This window comes from Peribacillus sp. V2I11 (assembly GCF_030817135.1).
Lineage (GTDB): Bacteria > Bacillota > Bacilli > Bacillales > DSM-1321 > Peribacillus > Peribacillus simplex.
In genome coordinates this window covers 4,474,740-4,493,311 of the sequence record NZ_JAUSYW010000001.1, presented here as the reverse complement: position 1 = coordinate 4,493,311, position 18,572 = coordinate 4,474,740, and the positions used below count along the sequence as shown (strand labels likewise).

The window sequence follows — 18,572 nt, the reverse complement described above, 5'->3', positions numbered from 1 at the left end:
TTACTCTGATATTGATTATCTATGCTTTCACCCATTTATCGCGATGGATCACTTCTATGGAAGTGATCACAAGCTCGGATGTCCTCTTTCCCATCGCCTGTTTTAATTCTTCGTCGGAATAAAGGACCTCACCCCGCCCCAATAATCCATTTGCACCAAAGACTTCGACAACATCCCCCTTATTGAAGACTCCTTTAATTTCATAAATTCCAGCTGGCAGCAGACTGCTGCCATTTGAAACTAAAGCCCTTTCGGCACCTTCATCAACGAAAATTTTCCCGGATACTTGTGAGTGAAGGGATATCCATTGTTTGTTTTTCGTTACTGTCGTCATGACATCATTCCCAATATACGTGCCATCACCATTGCCTTCAAGGATTGTTAGAAGTTTATCACTCCCCAACCCTGATCCGATGAATACTTTCACCCCAAGGGACAATGCAGTTTGCGCTGCAATCAGCTTCGATTTCATACCCCCTGTTCCGACATTAGATCCTGCGCCTTCTGCCATTTGCAATAAATCCGCCGTTACTTCGGATAACTTTTCAAATCGTTTCGCCCCTGGATTTGTCTGTGGATTGGAATCATAGAGCCCATTAATGTCCGTTAATATGATCAAGTTGGTGGCGTGAACCAACCCGCTTACTAAGGCGGATAGCATATCATTATCACCAAAAGTCAACTCCTCGACCGATACTGTATCATTTTCATTTATAATCGGAAGGATGCCGCGTTCAAGCAATTCCATCAATGTTGCATATGCATTTTTATACCTATCTTTTTTCGAGAAATCTTTCCTTGTTAATAAAATCTGCGCCGGAACGATTCCAAAGTGCCCTAATTGTTCCATATATGATTGAATCAATAGGCTTTGCCCTACAGCTGCAGCAGCTTGTTTTCCTTTGAGTGTGACAGGTCTCGTAGGGTAGCCGAGCTTTCGAAAACCTGTCGCTACAGCACCTGATGAAACAAGGACAACTTCATGTCCCGCTTTCCTTAATGCTGCCACTGCCTGGATATGATCGGAAAATTTATCTTGGTCGATTTCACCTTGTGTGTTGGTCAAAGAACTACTTCCTATCTTTACAACGATACGTTTCTTTTCCATCGATTTCTTCCTCCAATAAATATCTAAGACATGAAAAAAAGCCCTTTTCATCCTCGAAATAAGGACGAAAAGGGCTGCTCTCCGTGGTACCACCTTCATTGAATGCAAGTTCATGCATTCCACTTTGCCTGATAACGCCAGGATTTGCGCCTATGTTTTGCATAGGACTCAAGAAGCAGGTTCTGCGCTTTCCTGTCGCGGGCCTTCCAGCAATTGACGCCGCTCTCTGTCACAGTGATTCTCGCATACTAATCTTCTCTCAACGTTCATTGTTTTAATATAGTATGCAAAATTATCTGCTTAATGTCAATAACATTCCTTCGATGAATGAACCTTATAATGCCATGGCTGGGCCGAAGAACTCATAGTGAATTTTATCCGTATCTATCCCCAATTCTTTTAGGTAAGTAATAATGGCCTTCATGAAAGGAACAGGGCCACACACATAATAATCAGCTTCAGGTTTAACAAAACTGCTCAATAATTCCTTATCGATATACCCTTCCTTTTCAAAATTCGGCAGGTTCTTATCATCCTCACTCGGATTTTTAAAGACAAAAGATAAATGATAGCTGGCAAGCTTGTGCGTCAGTTCAGTCAGTTCCATTCTGAACGGCTGTAAATTGCCATTATCGGACGCATGAATGAATTGGACATCACGCTCGGGTGTTTGTTCAGCTACCGCATGAACCATACTCATGAAAGGCGTTATGCCAACGCCTCCGCTCAAGAATACCGCCGGTGTCCGTTTTTCCAAATCGATGGTGAAATCACCTGCAGGAGCCGTTACGTCTATACTGTCACCCATCTGAATGGATTCATGCAAGTAGTTAGAAACCCTTCCATCAGGAGAGGTTCCCGGCTTTTCTTTTTTAACGGAAATCCTGAAGTAATCTTTTCCCGGAACATCAGACAAACTGTACTGACGGTTGAATAAATAGCGTTCACCCGGTATCTCGAAACGAACTGTAATATATTGTCCAGGAAGAAATGATGGAACCTTATCTCCATTTGATGGCTTTAAATAAAAGGAAGTGATTACGTCACTTTCCCGTACCTTTTCCACGACTGTGAATCGTTTGAAATCAGACCATCCGCCGACCTGATTGGAAGCTTGGTCGTACATTTCCTTTTCGATGCTAATGAAAGCATCGGCAATGACTCCATAAGCCTCCCCCCAAGCCTGGAGGATTTCTTCTGTAGCTGCATCTTGTAACACTTCCTTGATTGCACCTAATAAATATTCTCCAACAATGGGATAATGTTCGGCTTTAACTGCAAGACTTCTGTGTTTTTGTGCTATTTGCTTTACGGCAGGTATTATCGTTTCAAGTTGATCTATATATTTAGCTGCAGCCAAAACCGTGTTGGCAAGTGCATTTTGCTGGCGCCCCTTTTTTTGATTGGCATGATTAAAAATATTTAATAATTCAGGATGTGCTTCGAAAAGATTTTTATAGAATACAGTTGTGATAGTGGTACCATGCACTTCTAATACAGGTACGGTTGATTTGATAACATCGATAGTTTTTTGGGATAACATAGTTAAACCTCTTTTCATAAACAAGTATTTTAAATACATGTTTATATTAGAACTTAAATGCATTAAAAGCAATATTTTTTATACATCTTTTCAAATAATAAGTTTTCATGTTTATAAAATGTTCACATTTATGATATAGTCAAATGGGGATAGAATGTGAGGCGATAAACATGAGGTTGACGAGTTATTCCGATTACTCACTTAGAGTGTTGATTTACCTGGCTTCCCACGACCAAAGCAAATTATCAAATATTAAAGAGATTTCTGAAGTATATCAACTGTCTAAAAATCATTTGATGAAGATTGTTCATAATTTAGGTAAATTAGGCTATATTGAGACGATACGAGGAAGAAATGGCGGTTTCCGGCTTGCAAAATCACCCGCTGAAATAAATGTAGGGGAACTGGTGCGGAGAACCGAAGAAGATTTTTATCTAGTGGAATGTTTTAAAGATCACGATAACTGTGTGATTTCTCCCGTTTGTTCATTGAAATTTGTCCTTAATAATGCCTTGGATGCTTTTCTACAGGTCCTTGATCAATATACGATTGCAGACTTCAGCGAAAATAAAGTAATGCTCAAAACCTATTTTGATTCGGTAAAGCAGAATGACGAAGAGCCCGATTTTTAAAATCGGACTCTTTTTCATTCACCGATGATTCGTTCGATCTGCCATTCTTTTTCCATTCGCAAATCTATGATCCTTTTACTGGTTTTCAATAAAACTTTAAGGGAATCGTATGGATTGATCATGATGATCGTCCCGATTCTTCCATTGGTAAGCCTGACTTCTTTTCCGACCAAAGTGGACATTAATCGGCTTACAAACTCCAGCAGGATTTCTGGATTGAATTTACTGAACATATCGCTGTTCATTTGCTCAATCACCTTATAAAACGGCATGGCCTGATGATATACACGATTTGAAGACATCATATGGAATACATCGGCTCTAGCGACGATTTTCGAATGATGATGGATATCATTCCCCTTCAGACCAAGTGGATAGCCTTGCCCATCTTCCCGTTCATGGTGCTGAAGGGCTGTTAATGCAATCGATGGTGGGATTCCAAGGATATTTTTAAGTGATTCATACCCATAAATGGTATGGCGTTTCATTTCTTCATATTCTGCCGCAGTTAGTTTACCCGGTTTTCCTATCGAAATCCTTGTTTTACCCAAGTCATGCAGCGTGGCTGCCAATGTCAGGGCTGAAAGGTTTTCTTTCGATAATCCAAGCTTCATGTCTGAATCATTGCCACTTATCTAGGAGTAATAAATATCAGGATTCTTTGCAGCTTCTGCAATGGCAGGTGCAACTTCTGCTTAAACCCTTCAATCATTTCAAACTGTATTTTTCCTTCTTTACGTATATCTTGAAAGATGTTTTTGATTTGAAAAGTAGCTTCGTTAATTCTTTCATGAATCTTTACGTTAGGTTGTACATGTTCTTCAGTTAAAGAAGCTTCACCTTTTTTCAATTCTTCCATTATGAAATCAATTTCAGGTATGATAAGAGGCGGATACGCTTTATTATTCAGCTTCCCTCTTCTATTTTTCATTGCTCTCACACTTTTCTCTATTTTTTACCCATATTACCTATCCTGTATTTCCTTGTATCATAATGAAAGCGATTTTTGGGCACTTAAGATCGGTCACTAAGTTCATTGCCCAGCTGTTTTAATTTTTCACCAACCGTACATTCTGAAATACAGAACTGGTGGGCATAAGTACGCCCCTTCTCTTTTCGAAAATGCTTTCGTAAAAAACAATCTTGGCAAAATGAAGCGAGAACATCTTCCACTTCTTCATATATTTTTTTCCTGTTCATTGTTGTTATGGCTCCTTTGACCCATCAATTTCTATTTTGCTGAAAATTGCTTTTCCCTGCAGTGCAAGAGTTGCCAGGCGATCGGCTTCCTGGTTTTCCTTTCGAGAAATTGGCTTGCAGACCGGAATGATCTTTAATTTATCCAGTTTTGCTTCAATGCGGTCCAGCCATTTATTTAAGTTTTCTTCCATACAGGGCCATTCACCGGAAAGTTGATTTAAGACAACTAGTGAATCCCCTTTAAAGACACAGCTTTGATGGTGGATTCCAAGTTCGTCCATCTGCCTGACCGCTTCATGAAAGGCTGCATATTCCGCTTCATTATTCGATTCGAATTGCTCCAATTTCACATTGGTGCGTAACCGCCAGAACTTCTTACCTTGACGAAAGTAAATGGCAACACCGATTCCTGCCACCTTTTCATCTTTTAGAAAACCTCCATCAAAAAAAACCGTCACATCCTGCGGCTCTTCCTTAACTTCCGTCAGGAGTTTCTTTAGCTCCTTCTTGGTCCATGTTGTATCGAATTCATCCTTGAATTCCACTTCCTTCAGCCTTCCTGCCTTTTCAAGATCTTCCGTAATGACCAGTGCAGTCCCGGCATCAAGCCAATCCGAAACGAAATCGGCAGATGGTTTTTTTGAAGCATGATATGTCCATTGCATAATTACCTTCAAAGATTTCCAACTCCTTATCCATTCACCATTCATGCAGAACAGCTCACAATTTCCATACCTTTTTTTCGTCATACCCTTTATAATATATTGTAAGCATTTGAATCACTCTTTTTAATTATAGTTCCCATATCAGCCTGAAATTCTCATGTTTCAATCTTAATTTTATATGAAACATTTTTTTATCAAAGCATATTAACAGTTAAACTCGAGGAGGAGCACATCTTGATCGAAGTGTATATTGATGGTGCCAGTGCGGGCAATCCAGGGCCGAGCGGCGCAGGTGTTTTCATAAATAATAACGGTGTGGTCGAGAGGCATTCCTTTCCGCTTGGAAATATGGAAAACCATGAAGCGGAGTACCATGCTTTAATCAAAGCATTGGAAATTTGCATTGACAATAAATACCAAATCGTTTCTTTTCGGACTGACTCCCAAGCCATCAACCAGGCCATTGAAAAAAGATTTGCAAAAAATAAGTATGCCATTCTGCTGGAACGGGCGCTAAAGCTTTCCGACGAGCTTGAATTATTTTTCATGAAATGGATTCCAAATCTCGAAAACAAGTCCGCGGATGAGTTGGCGAGACGGGCCATTCGATTGAATAAGCCTGAGGAAAATCATGAACAAGACAGCTGATTTTTCATTATTATTCGTTGTATTCATCTGGGGCGTCACTTTTGTCATGGTCCAAAATGCACTATCTTTTCTTGACCCCTTCACGTTTAATGCCGTCCGTTTCTTCATGGCCTTCGTTTTCTTGCTTATCCCTTATATATCGACCTTACACAAAAAGGGGAAAACTTGGAATAAGGGCCTTTTTATAGCTGGGTTTCATATTGGGGTTTGGCTTTTTCTGGGATATGGGCTTCAAACGATCGGATTGAATTATACAACTCCTGCGAAGACAGGCTTCATAACAGGATTAAGTGTCGTCATGGTCCCTGTCTTTTCCCTGCTGCTTTTAAAACATAGGCTGTCCCGCAATACAATAATAGGTGTCGCAGCCGCAACCATCGGGCTTTATTTAATGACTTTCGCTGACCGCTCCAATTTGAATATCGGTGATTTACTGGTATTTTTATGCGCAATCAGTTTTGCCATGCAGATCATTACTACCGCTAGATATGCCAGGGCCCTTCCCGCTTTACCGTTGACGCTGATTCAGGTTTCCACCGTATCTTTCTTATCATTTGTTTCAGCCTTCATTTTCAAAGAGAATCATTCCGTCATCCTCAGCTCAGAGGTCATGTTACAGAAGGATGTTTGGACTGCATTATTGGTTACGGCAGCCCTTGCCACGGCGTTCGCCTTTTTCGCACAAACCTTCTTCCAAGCCTATACGACACCTACAAGAGTGGCGCTGATCTTTTCAATGGAACCGGTTTTTGCTGCGTTATCCTCATACATATTGATAGGGGAAAAATTGACTTCCGCTTCCATCATCGGCTGCGCATTCATTTTCTTGGGAATGATATTTGCTGAACTGCCTGTTAAGAAAAAGAAACCGGTGACACAGGAGTTTTCTTGAAAAGCCCAATAAAATAAATCGGACTTCCAGTTACGAAGTCCGATTTATTTAAGCAGCCCCTGTTCTTTTGCAAACGATACCGCTGCACTACGCGTTTCAATGCCATTTTGTTTTAAGTTTTCCAAAAAGGAGATATAAAAGCTACCATCAAAATTCTTTTGTACCTTCAATGTTAATTCTATTGCTGCATTAACTAAAATATCACTTGCATTCGTGTAGCGCTTACCAAAATAAATAAAACCAATAGCGTCATTACCAAAAGTGAATCCCTTACCCTCTAAAAAACTAACATACTCTTCAGTTGATTTCGCCACTTCTTCATCCACTCCATACTTCTTGCCTTATTTTCATCTTACCGTATATCAAAGATTTTGACTATCCATTTTTCGACAAAAAAATCACCATACAAAATAAAGGAGCTCCCATTGGGAAGCTCCGCTTGTTTGATTAGATCATTCTTAGTAAAGCCCTGAATTCATGATCATTAGCCAGATTTTTGACCTTCTCGCGATCATACTGATAGACCGCATCGTCCAAAGAACATGAAATTGGTACATCACATTTTATTTCTGCTAGCTTTCTGGATAAATGAAGCATATCGACGGCGGATTCAATTTTAGCCCGCTGCCCATTCGTCAATGAAGCAACATTTTCAAGAATCCCTTCGATACTTTGATACTGGATCAATAATTTCAACGCTGTCTTTTCCCCAATTCCTTTAACTCCCGGATAGTTATCAGCTGTATCACCCATTAAAGCTTTTAAATCGATCATTTGCCTCGGTGTGATCCCTTTCCATTCAAAAAAGCTATCGGGATTATGCACTTCATAGTTACCATACCCTTTTTTTAACAATAGTACGGAAATGTTTTCATCTATTAACTGTAACATATCTTGATCGCCAGTCAATATACCCACCCGGCTATGTTGGGCAGATGCCTTGGCAATTGTCCCGATACAGTCATCCGCCTCATATCCTGAAAGCCCTATGTTAGGGATATCAAATGCTTCAACCGCTTTTTTCGCTAGGTCGAATTGAGGGATCATTTCGACTGGAGCTTCTGATCGATTAGCCTTGTATCCATCAAATAATTCATTTCTGAAAGTCTTGCTGCCCATATCCCAACATACCGCTACATGACTAGGTGAAAAGTGATTCACTGCCGTCAGCATATGCTTCAAAAAACCTTGAACGGCATTAGTCGGGATGCCTTTTGAGTTAATCATGAATTGACCAGTAACGGCCGTTGCATAAAAAGCTCTAAATAAAAGCGCCATCCCATCAACAAGCATAAAGGAAGGATGCTGCTCATTTTCTTTCATTAACACATTATCACCTCTATCATGATGTACTTCCATTTTAACATAACTGTCCCCTTTTTTAAGGATCGTTTAATTGGAAAAAATATTATTCAATTGGATTATCATCATATGAGATCCAGTCACTGAAACTGCCAATATAAACCTTCACATCTTTAAAGCCCGCTTCATTCAGGGCGATATAATTGGGTGATGCCGTTACACCTGACCCGCAGTACACAATGATTTCCTTATCTTTACCGATGTCTGTGAAATTCGACTGAAGATCTTCCTTCTTTTTAAAATAGCCATTTTCAAGAACATTCGTCCACACCTTATTTACTGCACCAGGTATATGGCCGGCTTTTTTATCAATTGGCTCCTCTATGCCCTCGTAGCGCTTAGATTCCCTTGAATCCATTAATACGATATCGTCAGGCCTATTCATTGTGTAATCCTTAACTGTTTGAAAGGATGCAAAAACGGACTCATTTAAATCGATATGATATTCTTTAGGCACATATTTCGTTTGATTCGAGTCAATTGGATAGCCCGCATCCCTCCAGGCGCGAAAGCCCCCGTTAAGAACAAAGACTTTCTGATGCCCAAGGTAGCTCAGCAGCCAGACAAACCTGGAAGCAAAAGAACCTTCCCCGCCATCATAAGCAATAAGTACCGTATCATTGGTGATTCCATTTGATTCCAGTTTAACTTTAAAGGTTTCCAGGTCAGGAAGAGGATGTCTTCCGCCATGTTCTTGAACCTGCCCCGATAAGTCCTTTTCAAGATCGAAATAAACAGCGCCGGAAATATGGTCTCTTTTGTATTCATTATACCCTGCATCAGGAGAGCCTAGCTGAAAGCGGCAGTCACAAATTCTGATATCACTGGAATTCAACAACGGCAACAGCTCTTCTTTTTCGATTATAAAACTCATCTGAAAAACCCCCTATTTCAAAATGGTCCAAATTAATTCATTAAGCTCCGTTTCCATGTTCTTCCCTTTATGTAGCCTAGTTATCTCATTCTTTATGGAAAGCGATTTCCCTTCTATTAGCGAAAGATTCTTTTCACTTTCATTATTGCTTATACGTTCTTCCATTTGTTTTGCCTTAAATATCCGGGTCATCCTGGTTTTCAGTTCTTGATCAATTGAAACCAAATCAAGTAATTCCCATACCGATAAAGGTGGCAGCGACCCCCGTTGGATGATATATTCCAGGATTAAATACGAACGGTATACTTGTACCCATATTTTTAGTTCTTTTCTTTCGGAATCCCTTGTTTTTGTCAATTGTTGAAGATTGTCACTCATCATCCGATAGTAATGGTGTCCCAGTGCCTTTTTGGAATAGCAATCCGCTATCAAACCATTCATCTTCCTATAATAATCCGGATGGGTTATCAACTTGATTGGCGATTGAAATAATTCAAAAAGAGCAGGATTACTCTTTAAGGTAAGGCGGGATGATTTAAATAGATCCCAGCCTTCCATGTCAAATAGGCCTTCTTTCAAATGAATGACTTCAACTGGCTGACTCAATCTGAGGTATGATCGCTTATCATTATGAACATATATATATCGAACATCGTAATCCGATTGTACCGATGATAAACCAAAAGAATGGCTGCCAGTAACAGCAGCCATCAATATGGTCATATCCTCTTTCTTTTCCAAGTATCTCAAACGTGAAATAAGGTTTTCTTTCATGAATGAACCTCGTTTCTATTTCAAATGCATTTTAGCCAATTCCGCTACGGCATTTTCATAATACGGTAAATCGACCGTTTCCTCCAATGCTGCCCGTAAACCTGCAAAGATATCCGATATTTCCGTCTTAAACTCTTTTTGAATCGCGAGTAACTCTTGTTCGAGTACTTCAATATACATTTCGAAAATCCGCTCACCCTGCTCTTTTACATATATAAGGGCAGGTTCATCTAAACGCTTCTGAAACCCTTCGCTCATTTTCGCTTTTTCATTTTTTTCAAAGAAAGATTTTGGATTTTTAAATAATGCCAATTCCTTTTTGAATTCCCCTGTATCTAATTTGGCAAAAGCTCCTGTAAATTCAAGGGACTCCCTCTCATTAGGTTCATATGGCTGTAATGAAAGGGTTCTTCTTATTTTTTGCATTTGCTGAAGCAAACTGCTTTGTTTCTCATTCAGTAATTTATTTACGAACATTTCCGTCCTTAAAGCCGTTGCCCGCATTTCCTGGGAAAGGTCAAAGCCTAACGCATCCAATAAGTTCTTCATCGATTGCTTGAGGACAATTTTCAAATCGCCTCCATCATCTTTTAAAACAGCCGGATTGAACGATTCTTTGAAGAAATCATTAAACCGGAAGAAGACCCGTTGTTTACTATAGAAAGTCAATTCGTCTATCTCTTTTTTCAAACGTTGCTTTTCTGCATCCCCTTTAATGACTGAGAGGAGTTCCGAAATGGACTGTGCCTCATGGGAAAGGGTCTCCAAGGCATTTCGTTTCGCTTTCTCATCCTGCCTGGAAGCTGTAATTACATCTCGTAGCAGTTCTTCCGTTCTTTTTACAGCCGCTTGAGCCGATTCAATTGCAAGTCCAGTTAAATCATTTTCTATGAAAGAATCGAATTGGCCTTGGAATTCCGAGATTCCGCTATTAGGAAGGAACGAATGCTTAAACGAACCAGGCGTTTGTTTTTCCATCAACGCTCCCTTACTCGTAAGCGGGAACAGTTTTGGAAAACGGATTCCGAATCCATTCAATTGATCTGTGACATAATCCATCACTTCGTCCAATTCGTCAGTGGTTTGTGCCAGATCGACGGCATTGACGATGAAAAACATCTTATCCATGGCGAAAGAATCTTTCACACGTCCAAGTTGTATCAAGAACTCCCTGTCTGCCCGTGAAAATGGGTGATTATAATAGGTCACAAATAGGATGGCGTCCGAATTCTTAATATATTCGAAAGCCGCTCCTGTATGCCGTGCATTTATCGAATCCGCCCCAGGTGTGTCAACAAGGACCATCCCCTGTTTTGTCATTTCACAGTCATAACGCAATTCAATTAGATCAACAAGACACGACTTGGACTCTTCTGCAGCAAAACGTTTAAATCCTTCAAGATCTACCGTAACCACATTTCCTAAATCATTTAGGTACTCGGGCAGCCCTTGATGAAACGCCCTAAGAAAGGATAAATGTGTTTTCCCCTTATCAACTTCCCCTGCCTTCGAAATGATTTGCCCTGCTAGTTGAAGTGCTTCATCTAGATTCTTTGCCGATTTATCAAAAGCTGCCAAGGCCAGGCTTACATCTTCCAACAGCATCGCTTCCGTCTTTAATTTGACGGTTGCCGTTCCATGTGGATGCTCAGCGTCTGAAGACATGATTTTGTTGATTGCGGCAGTTGTCGGATTTGGTGAAACAGGAAGGACGCTTTCTCCCATCAACGCATTGGCGAAGGAAGATTTACCCGCACTGAATGCACCGAAAAGGGCAACCGTGAACGTTTGCTGTTCCAAGCGATTTGCCTTCTCTTTCAATTCTTTATAAAGTGATTGAAACCCTCTCAAAGGTTGGATCAGCTTTGCCGCCTGTTGTAAACTCGTTGCAGTCTCCATCAGCTTTTCTTTTCCGCGTAAATCAGTAGCATCAGAAGTAGAAACAGTCAAGGAAGGTACAGCTTCTTTGTTTTCTTTATCATGTTCCGTTTCAGGTTCGTTGACGGACCTTGAAGTACATACTTCATCGGTTTTCATGATCTTGACTGTAATATTTCTTTCCTCTTCATTCCATTGAGTTAAAAGCATATCGATATCGCGCTCATCGACTAATGATTCAGTTTGTTGAGCAATGGCTTCTAAACGTTCCGTTTGGTACTCAATTTCCGCATTCATCGCAGCAGTAACTTTAAGGGCCTCCGCAAATTCAGAAAAACCTTCAAGCTCCTTATCGATGGATTTAGACTGCCGTTCCACTATTCCTTCCATAACCGTAACCATATTATTCAAAAACCCTTCTGATACATCACGAGCTTTCTTTTTGATGGCTGATGCTAAATCATTCGTATAGTTTAAAACGTATTCACCCGTAATATCAACTTGAGGCTTCAAAGAGTTTTTTATGTAAGATTCCGTTACCTCGATCTGAAGTGCCTGAGCCTTACTTTCTAGTGTTGACTCATGGATTTCCGCTTGATTAAGCGTTTTAACCGCTAATTCTTTAAGATGCCATTCAAGCTGGGTTTTCACCTTTTCTTGTAAATCGGTCAAGAATGCCTTGATACGTGCCTCACGTTCGGCATCCGTTTTTTTCTTGGCAAATAAGAGACCCATTTTAAAGTCCGGCTGAGCCGATTCCAAGAAAGATTTACCTAGGTCCCGTGTAGCCGCGGGCATGATGTACGCACCTTTTAGTATGGTTTCTAATGCATCAGCATATTGGACCTTGATTTCCTCTATACGTCCAGTTAATGATTTTTTTTCTTTCAATAGGCTGTCCACTTGATTCGTCAGGTGTATTCGCTCTTCAAGAGGAAGTTCTGATAAAACTTCAAAATCATCGGCATGTTCCTCTTCATACTGCTCCTTCAGCCAATTAAGATGCCTTTCGACAAGGGCATTTGCCGATTGCATGATGGCATCCTTCCCATCATTTAGACCTTTGCCCGCCATTTTATATATGAATTGCTTGACCACTTCTATTTCATTTTCGCTATTGTTCAAGTCTCTTACAGATGTATAAAAAATACCATCAGGATATACATTCCAGTTCGCAAATGCTTCCGAAACGGAAAGCTTGAAGTCTTGAAAGCTAAGCTCGTTCTCATCATGCTTATCGATCATATTGATAATTAAGTATGTCGGTTTTTCAGCCTCTAACAATTCTTTCGTGAATAGGAAGTTCACTTCTGATTGGACGTGATTATAGTCCATGACATAGAAGACGACATCAGCTAGATGCAAGGCAGATTCCGTAGAAACTCTATGAGCATCATCTGTCGAATCAATTCCTGGCGTATCCATGATCGCACATGAATCCGGCAGTGAAAAATCATTCGAACTTATCGTTATCGCCGATACTGAATCACCATCCTTGGCAAATTTCTTAACCTCTTTAAAATCATAAGGTGCAGGAAATAAGACTGGTGGCTGATGATGGTAAAAGACTTTGGCATAGTCTTCCCCTTTTTGGACTTTTACCGTATTTGCACTTGTTGGAATCGGACTTGAAGGCAGTACTTGATCACCAAGGAGAAAGTTGATCATACTAGATTTTCCCGCTGAAAAATGCCCGCAAAAAGCAATGATGAACTCCTCGTTATTGACTTTCATGATTAACTGTTTCAGTTTATCGGCATTGCCTGTATCACCTGCCGATTGAAATTTCTCATACATGGCAGTCAAAATCCCCAATTTGGACTGTTGCTTTAATGTTTCTTGAATCATGAATCCATACCCCTTAATCTATCGTCATTTTGATATTCTTATTGTAAACGATTTCGTTTGTTATTCATACCATCAGCTTTATTTTTACTATATGATTCATTACAGGTCATGTTCAAAAAAAAACCACCGATTGGTGGATTCATGCAGTTTGTTTCATATATTGACTTTGAAATGTAAAAAAAAACCAGGATTTTTACCTGGTTGTAGGGGTGGGGTTAAATGCAGCTCGGTTCTCCATTGGTGACTCGGTATAAGGTTTTACTGCCTTTGCCGGTTTTTGAATATTATTCAATACATGTTTCATCACAAAACCATATGTAGCGACTGTCAATAAAATGAATACCCAAACCATTACCAACACCATCCTCTTATATATTAATTAGCTTTTAGTTATAGTTATTAAAATAAATTTATCGAAATCCGAATGAGAATAATTTTCATCTTCATTTAGAATCTTATCACGAACGATAATCATTTTCAATAAGAAATTGAATTTTTTATTATTTTCCCTTAAAAACCGCAGAATATTCCGTATGTTCCTTTAATGCCTTCTCTTCTAGTGGGATTCTTACCGTCATCATCCAAACATTCAAAAAACTAAAGATGATAGCAGTATAATATGCATTGAATAGCAAGGAAATAACTATTATTTCAGTTGCCACTATGATATAGTTCGGATGTTTGAAATATTTATAAGGACCTTTTATGACCACATCGGCATCAGGAACCACTATAATTTTGGTGTTCCAATGTTTTCCCAATGATCGGATTACCCAAATCCTGCCTGACTGCGCAATTAGAAAAAGGGTCAGCCAAATTGGCCAAAGTCCAGCCACATCTCTTTCAAGCACGACCACTTCAATAATGAGAACAATAAAAAAACTAAGGTGCATTAAAACCATCCATCTGTAATGGGACTCACCGTACTCTACTGCTCCTGCAACTTTCAGCTGTTTTTCATTTTGTTTGGCGATATATAATTCAACCAGGCGCTGAATAGCGATCAAGATGATGAAAATGGCGAAGATCATCACTTCCACCTCATTAACACAAGCTCTGATGAAAAACCAGGACCCAATGCAGCAGCCAATCCAACCTCACCTTTATTCCCGCCACGCTGCATGAACCTCTCCAGGACATACAAAATAGTTGCAGAGGACATATTGCCAAATTCCCGCAATACATTCATTGACTCTGCCGTCATGCTTTCATCGAACCCGAGGGATTCGTGATATGCATCAATTACTTTTTTGCCTCCGGGGTGAGCAATGAAATCTTTTATATCCCTAAGATCTAAACCATTCTCCATTAAGAACTCTTGAACATTAGGTTTAAGCCAATCTTTGATGATTGTAGGGATATCTTTCGAAAAGACCACGTATAACCCTTGATCTTTAACATCCCACCCCATTACATCCAATGAATCCGGCATAAGCGTAGATTGCGAATCCAAAAATTGCAAATGTCTTACTTTTTTTGAAAACTGTCCATCCGGCACTTCATCACCGCAAACCAAAACACAGCTTACTCCATCAGAAAATAAGGAAGTTCCAATTAAATTGCTTTTGGTGATGTCATTCTTTTGAAATGTCAGACTGCATAACTCCACACTTAAAACAATGACCTTCGCCGTCGGGTATGCTTGGCAATATTCAAAAGCACGCGATAGGCCACTTGCTCCCCCCGCACAGCCAAGTCCCCAAATCGGAATCCTTTTAACATGAGGGTTAAATGGAAGTTCATTCATTATCCTGGCATCAATGGTCGGGGTAGCAATCCCCGTGCTTGAGATAAAGAAGAAAGCATCTAGCTCGTTTGCCTGCAGTTCTTCTTTTAAAAATTCTGTGTTGACTAAGCATTTTTCTATAGCTTCTTTCCCAAACTTGACTGCCTGCTGAATATATAAATCATTCCGATCGGCAAAAGCATGATCCTCTTTAAACCAATCAAGATCATTTGAAAAATATCGATTTTCCACTTGTCCATTCTTAAAGGCTTTTAATAACCGTTCTATATTCTTAAATGAGGCTCCAAATATTTCTCTCGAAAATTCCATGATTTTTTCCTGGGAAAGTAAATATGGCAGCTTTATATGAGATGCAGATAATAAATACGGCATGATTCCACCCCTTATTATTCATGATATGGTTAATATACCCACAAGGAAATCAATTATGCTTTATCGCTAAATGGTCATATTTATTGGCGATTCAGAATATTTTTTCTTTTTTTCTAAAAAAACTAGGTAAAAAAGACTATGAATTTGATAAAATAGAGAACCTAACCAAACAAGCAGAAATGAAATGGAAATCAACGCTATAAAAGTGTTAAATGGGACCCTCCTGGCAGTTAAGTCCTTTTCCTCTCTCTATGGACATTCAAACGGTGTCCCTCATTAGACAGCCTTTCGAACAGGAATCCTAGCGTCCTTATTGCATGTAAGGGGATATCCGCGGAAGAATAAATATTGATGGAACAAACGTGATGTATGGGCAAAATAGGTGAACGCATGTTTGGCATGCCCTTATAAGGTGAAATGCTTAAATCTTTTGCAGCAGAACTCGGTAACATGCTTGCCGGTAATATCGCCACCTCTTTAGCAGGAGAGAATGCATTAATTGATATTACCCCTCCAACCGTCATCGTGGGCAATACCAAAATGTATGGATTTCATGGAGCAATCAATTTACCATTTCATTAAAAGGTGTAGGTACTCTTCATATCATCCTAATGATCGAAATGTAATCATGAAACATAAACCCCCTTACCCATAATAGGTAAGGGGGCGCTTTCATTCTTCTTTCTTTACTGAAGATTGATTTTGCACTTGAATAATGATATTTTGAAGCTCCTCTTTTCCACAAACACTGCACCTATTCTCCTGGCTTAGAATGGTTCGACAATGAATACAATATTTTTTCTCCATCCCTATCACTACTTTCCTGAACATATACTATCAATATATTCAAAAAGTGAAGAGAGTTTCCTTTTATCTGACAAATCTCCAATTTCTATATCAATGATATGTCCTCGGCCTCAATGAAAAAAATGCCCACAATCTCATCGTCTGAGGATTGTGGGCATTTTAAAGGGCGAATCTATCAAGTTCACCAAATCTATTTTTAATCAGGCTATATTTTGCCCTTCAATACGCGTTTCCTTCACTTTCCCTTTTGTAGGGATGATGTTAAAGACAATATTCAAGAAAATGGCTGTCAAACTTCCGGCTACAATACCGTTTTCCGTTAAGATTTGAAAGCTTTCCGGAATTTGCGCAAATAGCTCAGGAACGACCGTCACCCCAAGTCCCATACCTACGGAACAAGCGATGATCAATAAATTTTCTTGAGAAGCAAAATCCACTTTGCTCAACATCTTAATTCCAGCGGCAATTACCATCCCGAACATCGCAACCATTGCACCGCCAAGCACGGATGAAGGGATAATGGTCGTGAATGCACCAATTTTCGGAACAAAACCAATGAAAATGAGAATGCCCGCAGTAGTGTATATGACATTTCTTGTTTTAATGCCTGACAATTGAATCAATCCGACATTTTGTGAAAAAGCCGTATATGGAAACGCATTGAACAAACCGCCAATCATGATGGCAAGCCCTTCAGAACGATATCCGCGAGCTAGATCGTCTTCTGAAATCTCTTTGTCCGTTATTTCACCAAGGGCATAATAAACACCAGTCGATTCCACCAAGCTGACGATCGCCACCAAAGTCATTGTAATGATCGCCGTGACGTTAAATGTCGGAGTTCCAAAGTAGAAAAAATGAGGCATATGCAGCCAAGTGGCACTGACCACTGAACTAACATCCACTTTTCCAAGGAAGAAAGCTGCAAATGTTCCGACTAACAGCCCCAATAAAATAGAAATGGAGCGTACGAATCCCGATGAGAATTTATACATGAATATGATGAATAACAAAGTTCCAAAACCAAGAGCTACATTGTTCAAGTCTCCGAAATCAGCAGCTCCTTGGCCTCCACCAAGATTGTTGATGGCAACAGGAATGAGCGTAATGCCAATAATCAAAACGACAGATCCAGTGACAATGGGTGGGAAGAACCTTGCCAGCTTTCCGAAGAATTTACTAATGATAACGACGATAAATCCCGACACCAATATAGATCCATAAATGGAGTTGATTCCATATTGTGTACCAATTGCAATCATCGGGCTAACTGCTGTGAATGTGCAGCCTAGGACGACCGGAAGCCCAATTCCAAAGAATTTATTTTTCCACACTTGCAATAAAGTTGCTATCCCGCACATCAAAATGTCTATTGAAACTAAATAAGTTAACTGCGCTGCAGTCAATTCCAGCGCCCCACCAACAATCAATGGAATGACGACTGCACCGGCATACATGGCAAGAACATGTTGTAATCCTAAGGAAGCAACTTTTAATGGTGATTGATTAGACATTGACGGTTGCTCCTTCCTTTTCATCAGCGAACGTTATCTCACCGAATTTCAACTCAGCAATTCGCGCAAGTGATTCCACTTGAAAACCTTGTTCCCTAAGATCCTTACCACCACTTTGGAATGCTTTCTCAATCACGATGCCGATTCCGGCCACTTCTGCTCCAACCTGCTTACAGATTTCCACCAAGCCCCGGGCTGCCTGTCCGACCGCAAGGAAGTCATCGATGATCAAAACCTTATCTCCTGCTTCAATATATTTATTGGAAACCGTAATGGTGTTGGTTTCTTTTTTTGTAAAGGAATGGACGGACGCCGTCACTAAATCATTTGTTAAAGTAAGTGATTTACGTTTACGGGCAAAAATTAGCGGAACTTCCAATTCCAACGCAGCCATCAAACCAGGTCCAATGCCTGAAGATTCAATCGTCAGAACTTTCGTTATTTCCTTTTGTTCGAAACGTTTTACGAATTCTTTACCAATTTCTTTCATTAAGATAGGATCCATTTGGTGATTTAAGAATGAATCTACTTTTAAAATATCTTCTGATAAAGCTTGACCCTCGGACAAGATTTTTTCCTTTAAAAGTTGCATGAAGGTTCCTCCCAATCTTGGATGTTTATTGACCCATAAACACGCAATTGTTTCCCGGCATATAAAAAAGCCCAAGAAACATTGCGACACTTTTTTGGAGTGAAGCAATACTTCTT

At 39.9% G+C, this 18,572-nt stretch carries 20 protein-coding genes; 4 read left to right on the top strand and 16 right to left on the bottom strand.

Annotated features, from left to right (window positions below; all coding sequences use genetic code 11):
* Positions 1 to 19: 19 nt before the first annotated feature.
* Both proB and hmpA read right to left on the bottom strand, forming a co-directional pair.
* Entirely contained in the window at positions 20 to 1,108 is a 1,089-nt protein-coding gene (gene proB / locus QFZ73_RS22010) for a glutamate 5-kinase (protein ID WP_251430700.1), read from the bottom strand.
* Between the two features lie 334 nt (positions 1,109 to 1,442).
* On the bottom strand, positions 1,443 to 2,651 hold the full coding sequence (gene hmpA, locus QFZ73_RS22005) for an NO-inducible flavohemoprotein (RefSeq protein WP_251430697.1): 1,209 nt from the start codon (positions 2,649 to 2,651) through the stop codon (positions 1,443 to 1,445).
* 170 nt (positions 2,652 to 2,821) lie between these two features.
* Here hmpA and QFZ73_RS22000 point away from each other — a divergent pair, with 170 nt between their 5' ends.
* Positions 2,822 to 3,283 (top strand): RrF2 family transcriptional regulator, encoded by a 462-nt coding sequence (locus QFZ73_RS22000; RefSeq protein ID WP_251430692.1) that lies wholly within the window; start codon positions 2,822 to 2,824, stop codon positions 3,281 to 3,283.
* Positions 3,284 to 3,297: 14 nt separating this feature from the next.
* Here QFZ73_RS22000 and QFZ73_RS21995 read toward each other — a convergent pair whose 3' ends face one another.
* From QFZ73_RS21995 to QFZ73_RS21980, 4 genes are all read right to left on the bottom strand, one after another.
* Positions 3,298 to 3,897, bottom strand: coding sequence for an HD-GYP domain-containing protein (locus QFZ73_RS21995; protein WP_251430689.1), 600 nt, complete (start codon positions 3,895 to 3,897; stop codon positions 3,298 to 3,300).
* A gap of 17 nt (positions 3,898 to 3,914) precedes the next feature.
* Entirely contained in the window at positions 3,915 to 4,214 is a 300-nt protein-coding gene (locus tag QFZ73_RS21990) for a hypothetical protein (RefSeq protein ID WP_251430686.1), read from the bottom strand.
* Positions 4,215 to 4,297: 83 nt separating this feature from the next.
* Positions 4,298 to 4,483, bottom strand: coding sequence for a zinc-finger domain-containing protein (locus tag QFZ73_RS21985; RefSeq protein ID WP_192205281.1), 186 nt, complete (start codon positions 4,481 to 4,483; stop codon positions 4,298 to 4,300).
* 5 nt (positions 4,484 to 4,488) lie between these two features.
* Complete coding sequence (locus QFZ73_RS21980) at positions 4,489 to 5,160, bottom strand: reverse transcriptase-like protein (protein ID WP_251430683.1); 672 nt, start codon at positions 5,158 to 5,160, stop codon at positions 4,489 to 4,491.
* Between the two features lie 222 nt (positions 5,161 to 5,382).
* On the opposite strand from QFZ73_RS21980, the gene QFZ73_RS21975 reads away from it, so the two are divergent.
* Both QFZ73_RS21975 and QFZ73_RS21970 read left to right on the top strand, forming a co-directional pair.
* Positions 5,383 to 5,796 carry a reverse transcriptase-like protein gene (locus QFZ73_RS21975; RefSeq protein ID WP_307270674.1) on the top strand — a complete coding sequence of 138 codons (414 nt, stop codon included), beginning with the start codon at positions 5,383 to 5,385 and terminating at the stop codon, positions 5,794 to 5,796.
* Positions 5,780 to 6,688, top strand: coding sequence for a DMT family transporter (locus tag QFZ73_RS21970; RefSeq protein ID WP_251430677.1), 909 nt, complete (start codon positions 5,780 to 5,782; stop codon positions 6,686 to 6,688). The genes QFZ73_RS21975 and QFZ73_RS21970 overlap by 17 nt, the downstream gene beginning before the upstream one ends.
* A gap of 44 nt (positions 6,689 to 6,732) precedes the next feature.
* Here the strand turns inward: QFZ73_RS21970 and QFZ73_RS21965 are convergent, their stop codons facing one another.
* From QFZ73_RS21965 to QFZ73_RS21930, 8 genes are all read right to left on the bottom strand, one after another.
* A complete protein-coding gene (locus tag QFZ73_RS21965; protein WP_251430674.1) occupies positions 6,733 to 7,014 on the bottom strand; it encodes a DUF6123 family protein in 282 nt (93 codons plus the stop codon).
* A 121-nt stretch (positions 7,015 to 7,135) separates the two neighbouring features.
* The gene (locus tag QFZ73_RS21960; protein ID WP_251430711.1) at positions 7,136 to 8,011 is read right to left on the bottom strand and encodes a 5'-3' exonuclease; all 876 of its coding nucleotides are present in this window, start codon (positions 8,009 to 8,011) and stop codon (positions 7,136 to 7,138) included.
* 85 nt (positions 8,012 to 8,096) lie between these two features.
* Positions 8,097 to 8,924, bottom strand: coding sequence for a sulfurtransferase (locus QFZ73_RS21955; RefSeq protein ID WP_307270666.1), 828 nt, complete (start codon positions 8,922 to 8,924; stop codon positions 8,097 to 8,099).
* 12 nt (positions 8,925 to 8,936) lie between these two features.
* Positions 8,937 to 9,698, bottom strand: a complete 762-nt coding sequence (locus QFZ73_RS21950; protein ID WP_307270663.1) for a DNA polymerase beta superfamily protein — start codon at positions 9,696 to 9,698, stop codon at positions 8,937 to 8,939.
* 15 nt (positions 9,699 to 9,713) lie between these two features.
* Positions 9,714 to 13,424: a dynamin family protein gene (locus QFZ73_RS21945; protein WP_307270660.1), complete on the bottom strand. Its 3,711-nt coding sequence runs from the start codon at positions 13,422 to 13,424 to the stop codon at positions 9,714 to 9,716.
* A gap of 193 nt (positions 13,425 to 13,617) precedes the next feature.
* Entirely contained in the window at positions 13,618 to 13,776 is a 159-nt protein-coding gene (locus QFZ73_RS21940; RefSeq protein ID WP_251430661.1) for a hypothetical protein, read from the bottom strand.
* Between the two features lie 148 nt (positions 13,777 to 13,924).
* Entirely contained in the window at positions 13,925 to 14,455 is a 531-nt protein-coding gene (locus QFZ73_RS21935; RefSeq protein ID WP_251430658.1) for an isoprenylcysteine carboxyl methyltransferase family protein, read from the bottom strand.
* Positions 14,455 to 15,543, bottom strand: coding sequence for a type III polyketide synthase (locus QFZ73_RS21930; RefSeq protein ID WP_307270655.1), 1,089 nt, complete (start codon positions 15,541 to 15,543; stop codon positions 14,455 to 14,457). Before QFZ73_RS21930 ends, QFZ73_RS21935 begins: the two co-directional genes overlap by 1 nt.
* A 417-nt stretch (positions 15,544 to 15,960) precedes the next feature.
* Between QFZ73_RS21930 and QFZ73_RS21925 the strand changes: the two genes are divergently transcribed.
* Positions 15,961 to 16,125, top strand: a complete 165-nt coding sequence (locus QFZ73_RS21925) for a chemotaxis protein CheC (RefSeq protein WP_307270652.1) — start codon at positions 15,961 to 15,963, stop codon at positions 16,123 to 16,125.
* Between the two features lie 425 nt (positions 16,126 to 16,550).
* Here the strand turns inward: QFZ73_RS21925 and QFZ73_RS21920 are convergent, their stop codons facing one another.
* Positions 16,551 to 17,864, bottom strand: a complete 1,314-nt coding sequence (locus tag QFZ73_RS21920; RefSeq protein ID WP_307270649.1) for a nucleobase:cation symporter-2 family protein — start codon at positions 17,862 to 17,864, stop codon at positions 16,551 to 16,553.
* The gene (locus tag QFZ73_RS21915; protein ID WP_063233348.1) at positions 17,857 to 18,456 is read right to left on the bottom strand and encodes a xanthine phosphoribosyltransferase; all 600 of its coding nucleotides are present in this window, start codon (positions 18,454 to 18,456) and stop codon (positions 17,857 to 17,859) included. Before QFZ73_RS21915 ends, QFZ73_RS21920 begins: the two co-directional genes overlap by 8 nt.
* Between the last annotated feature and the right edge of the window lie 116 nt (positions 18,457 to 18,572).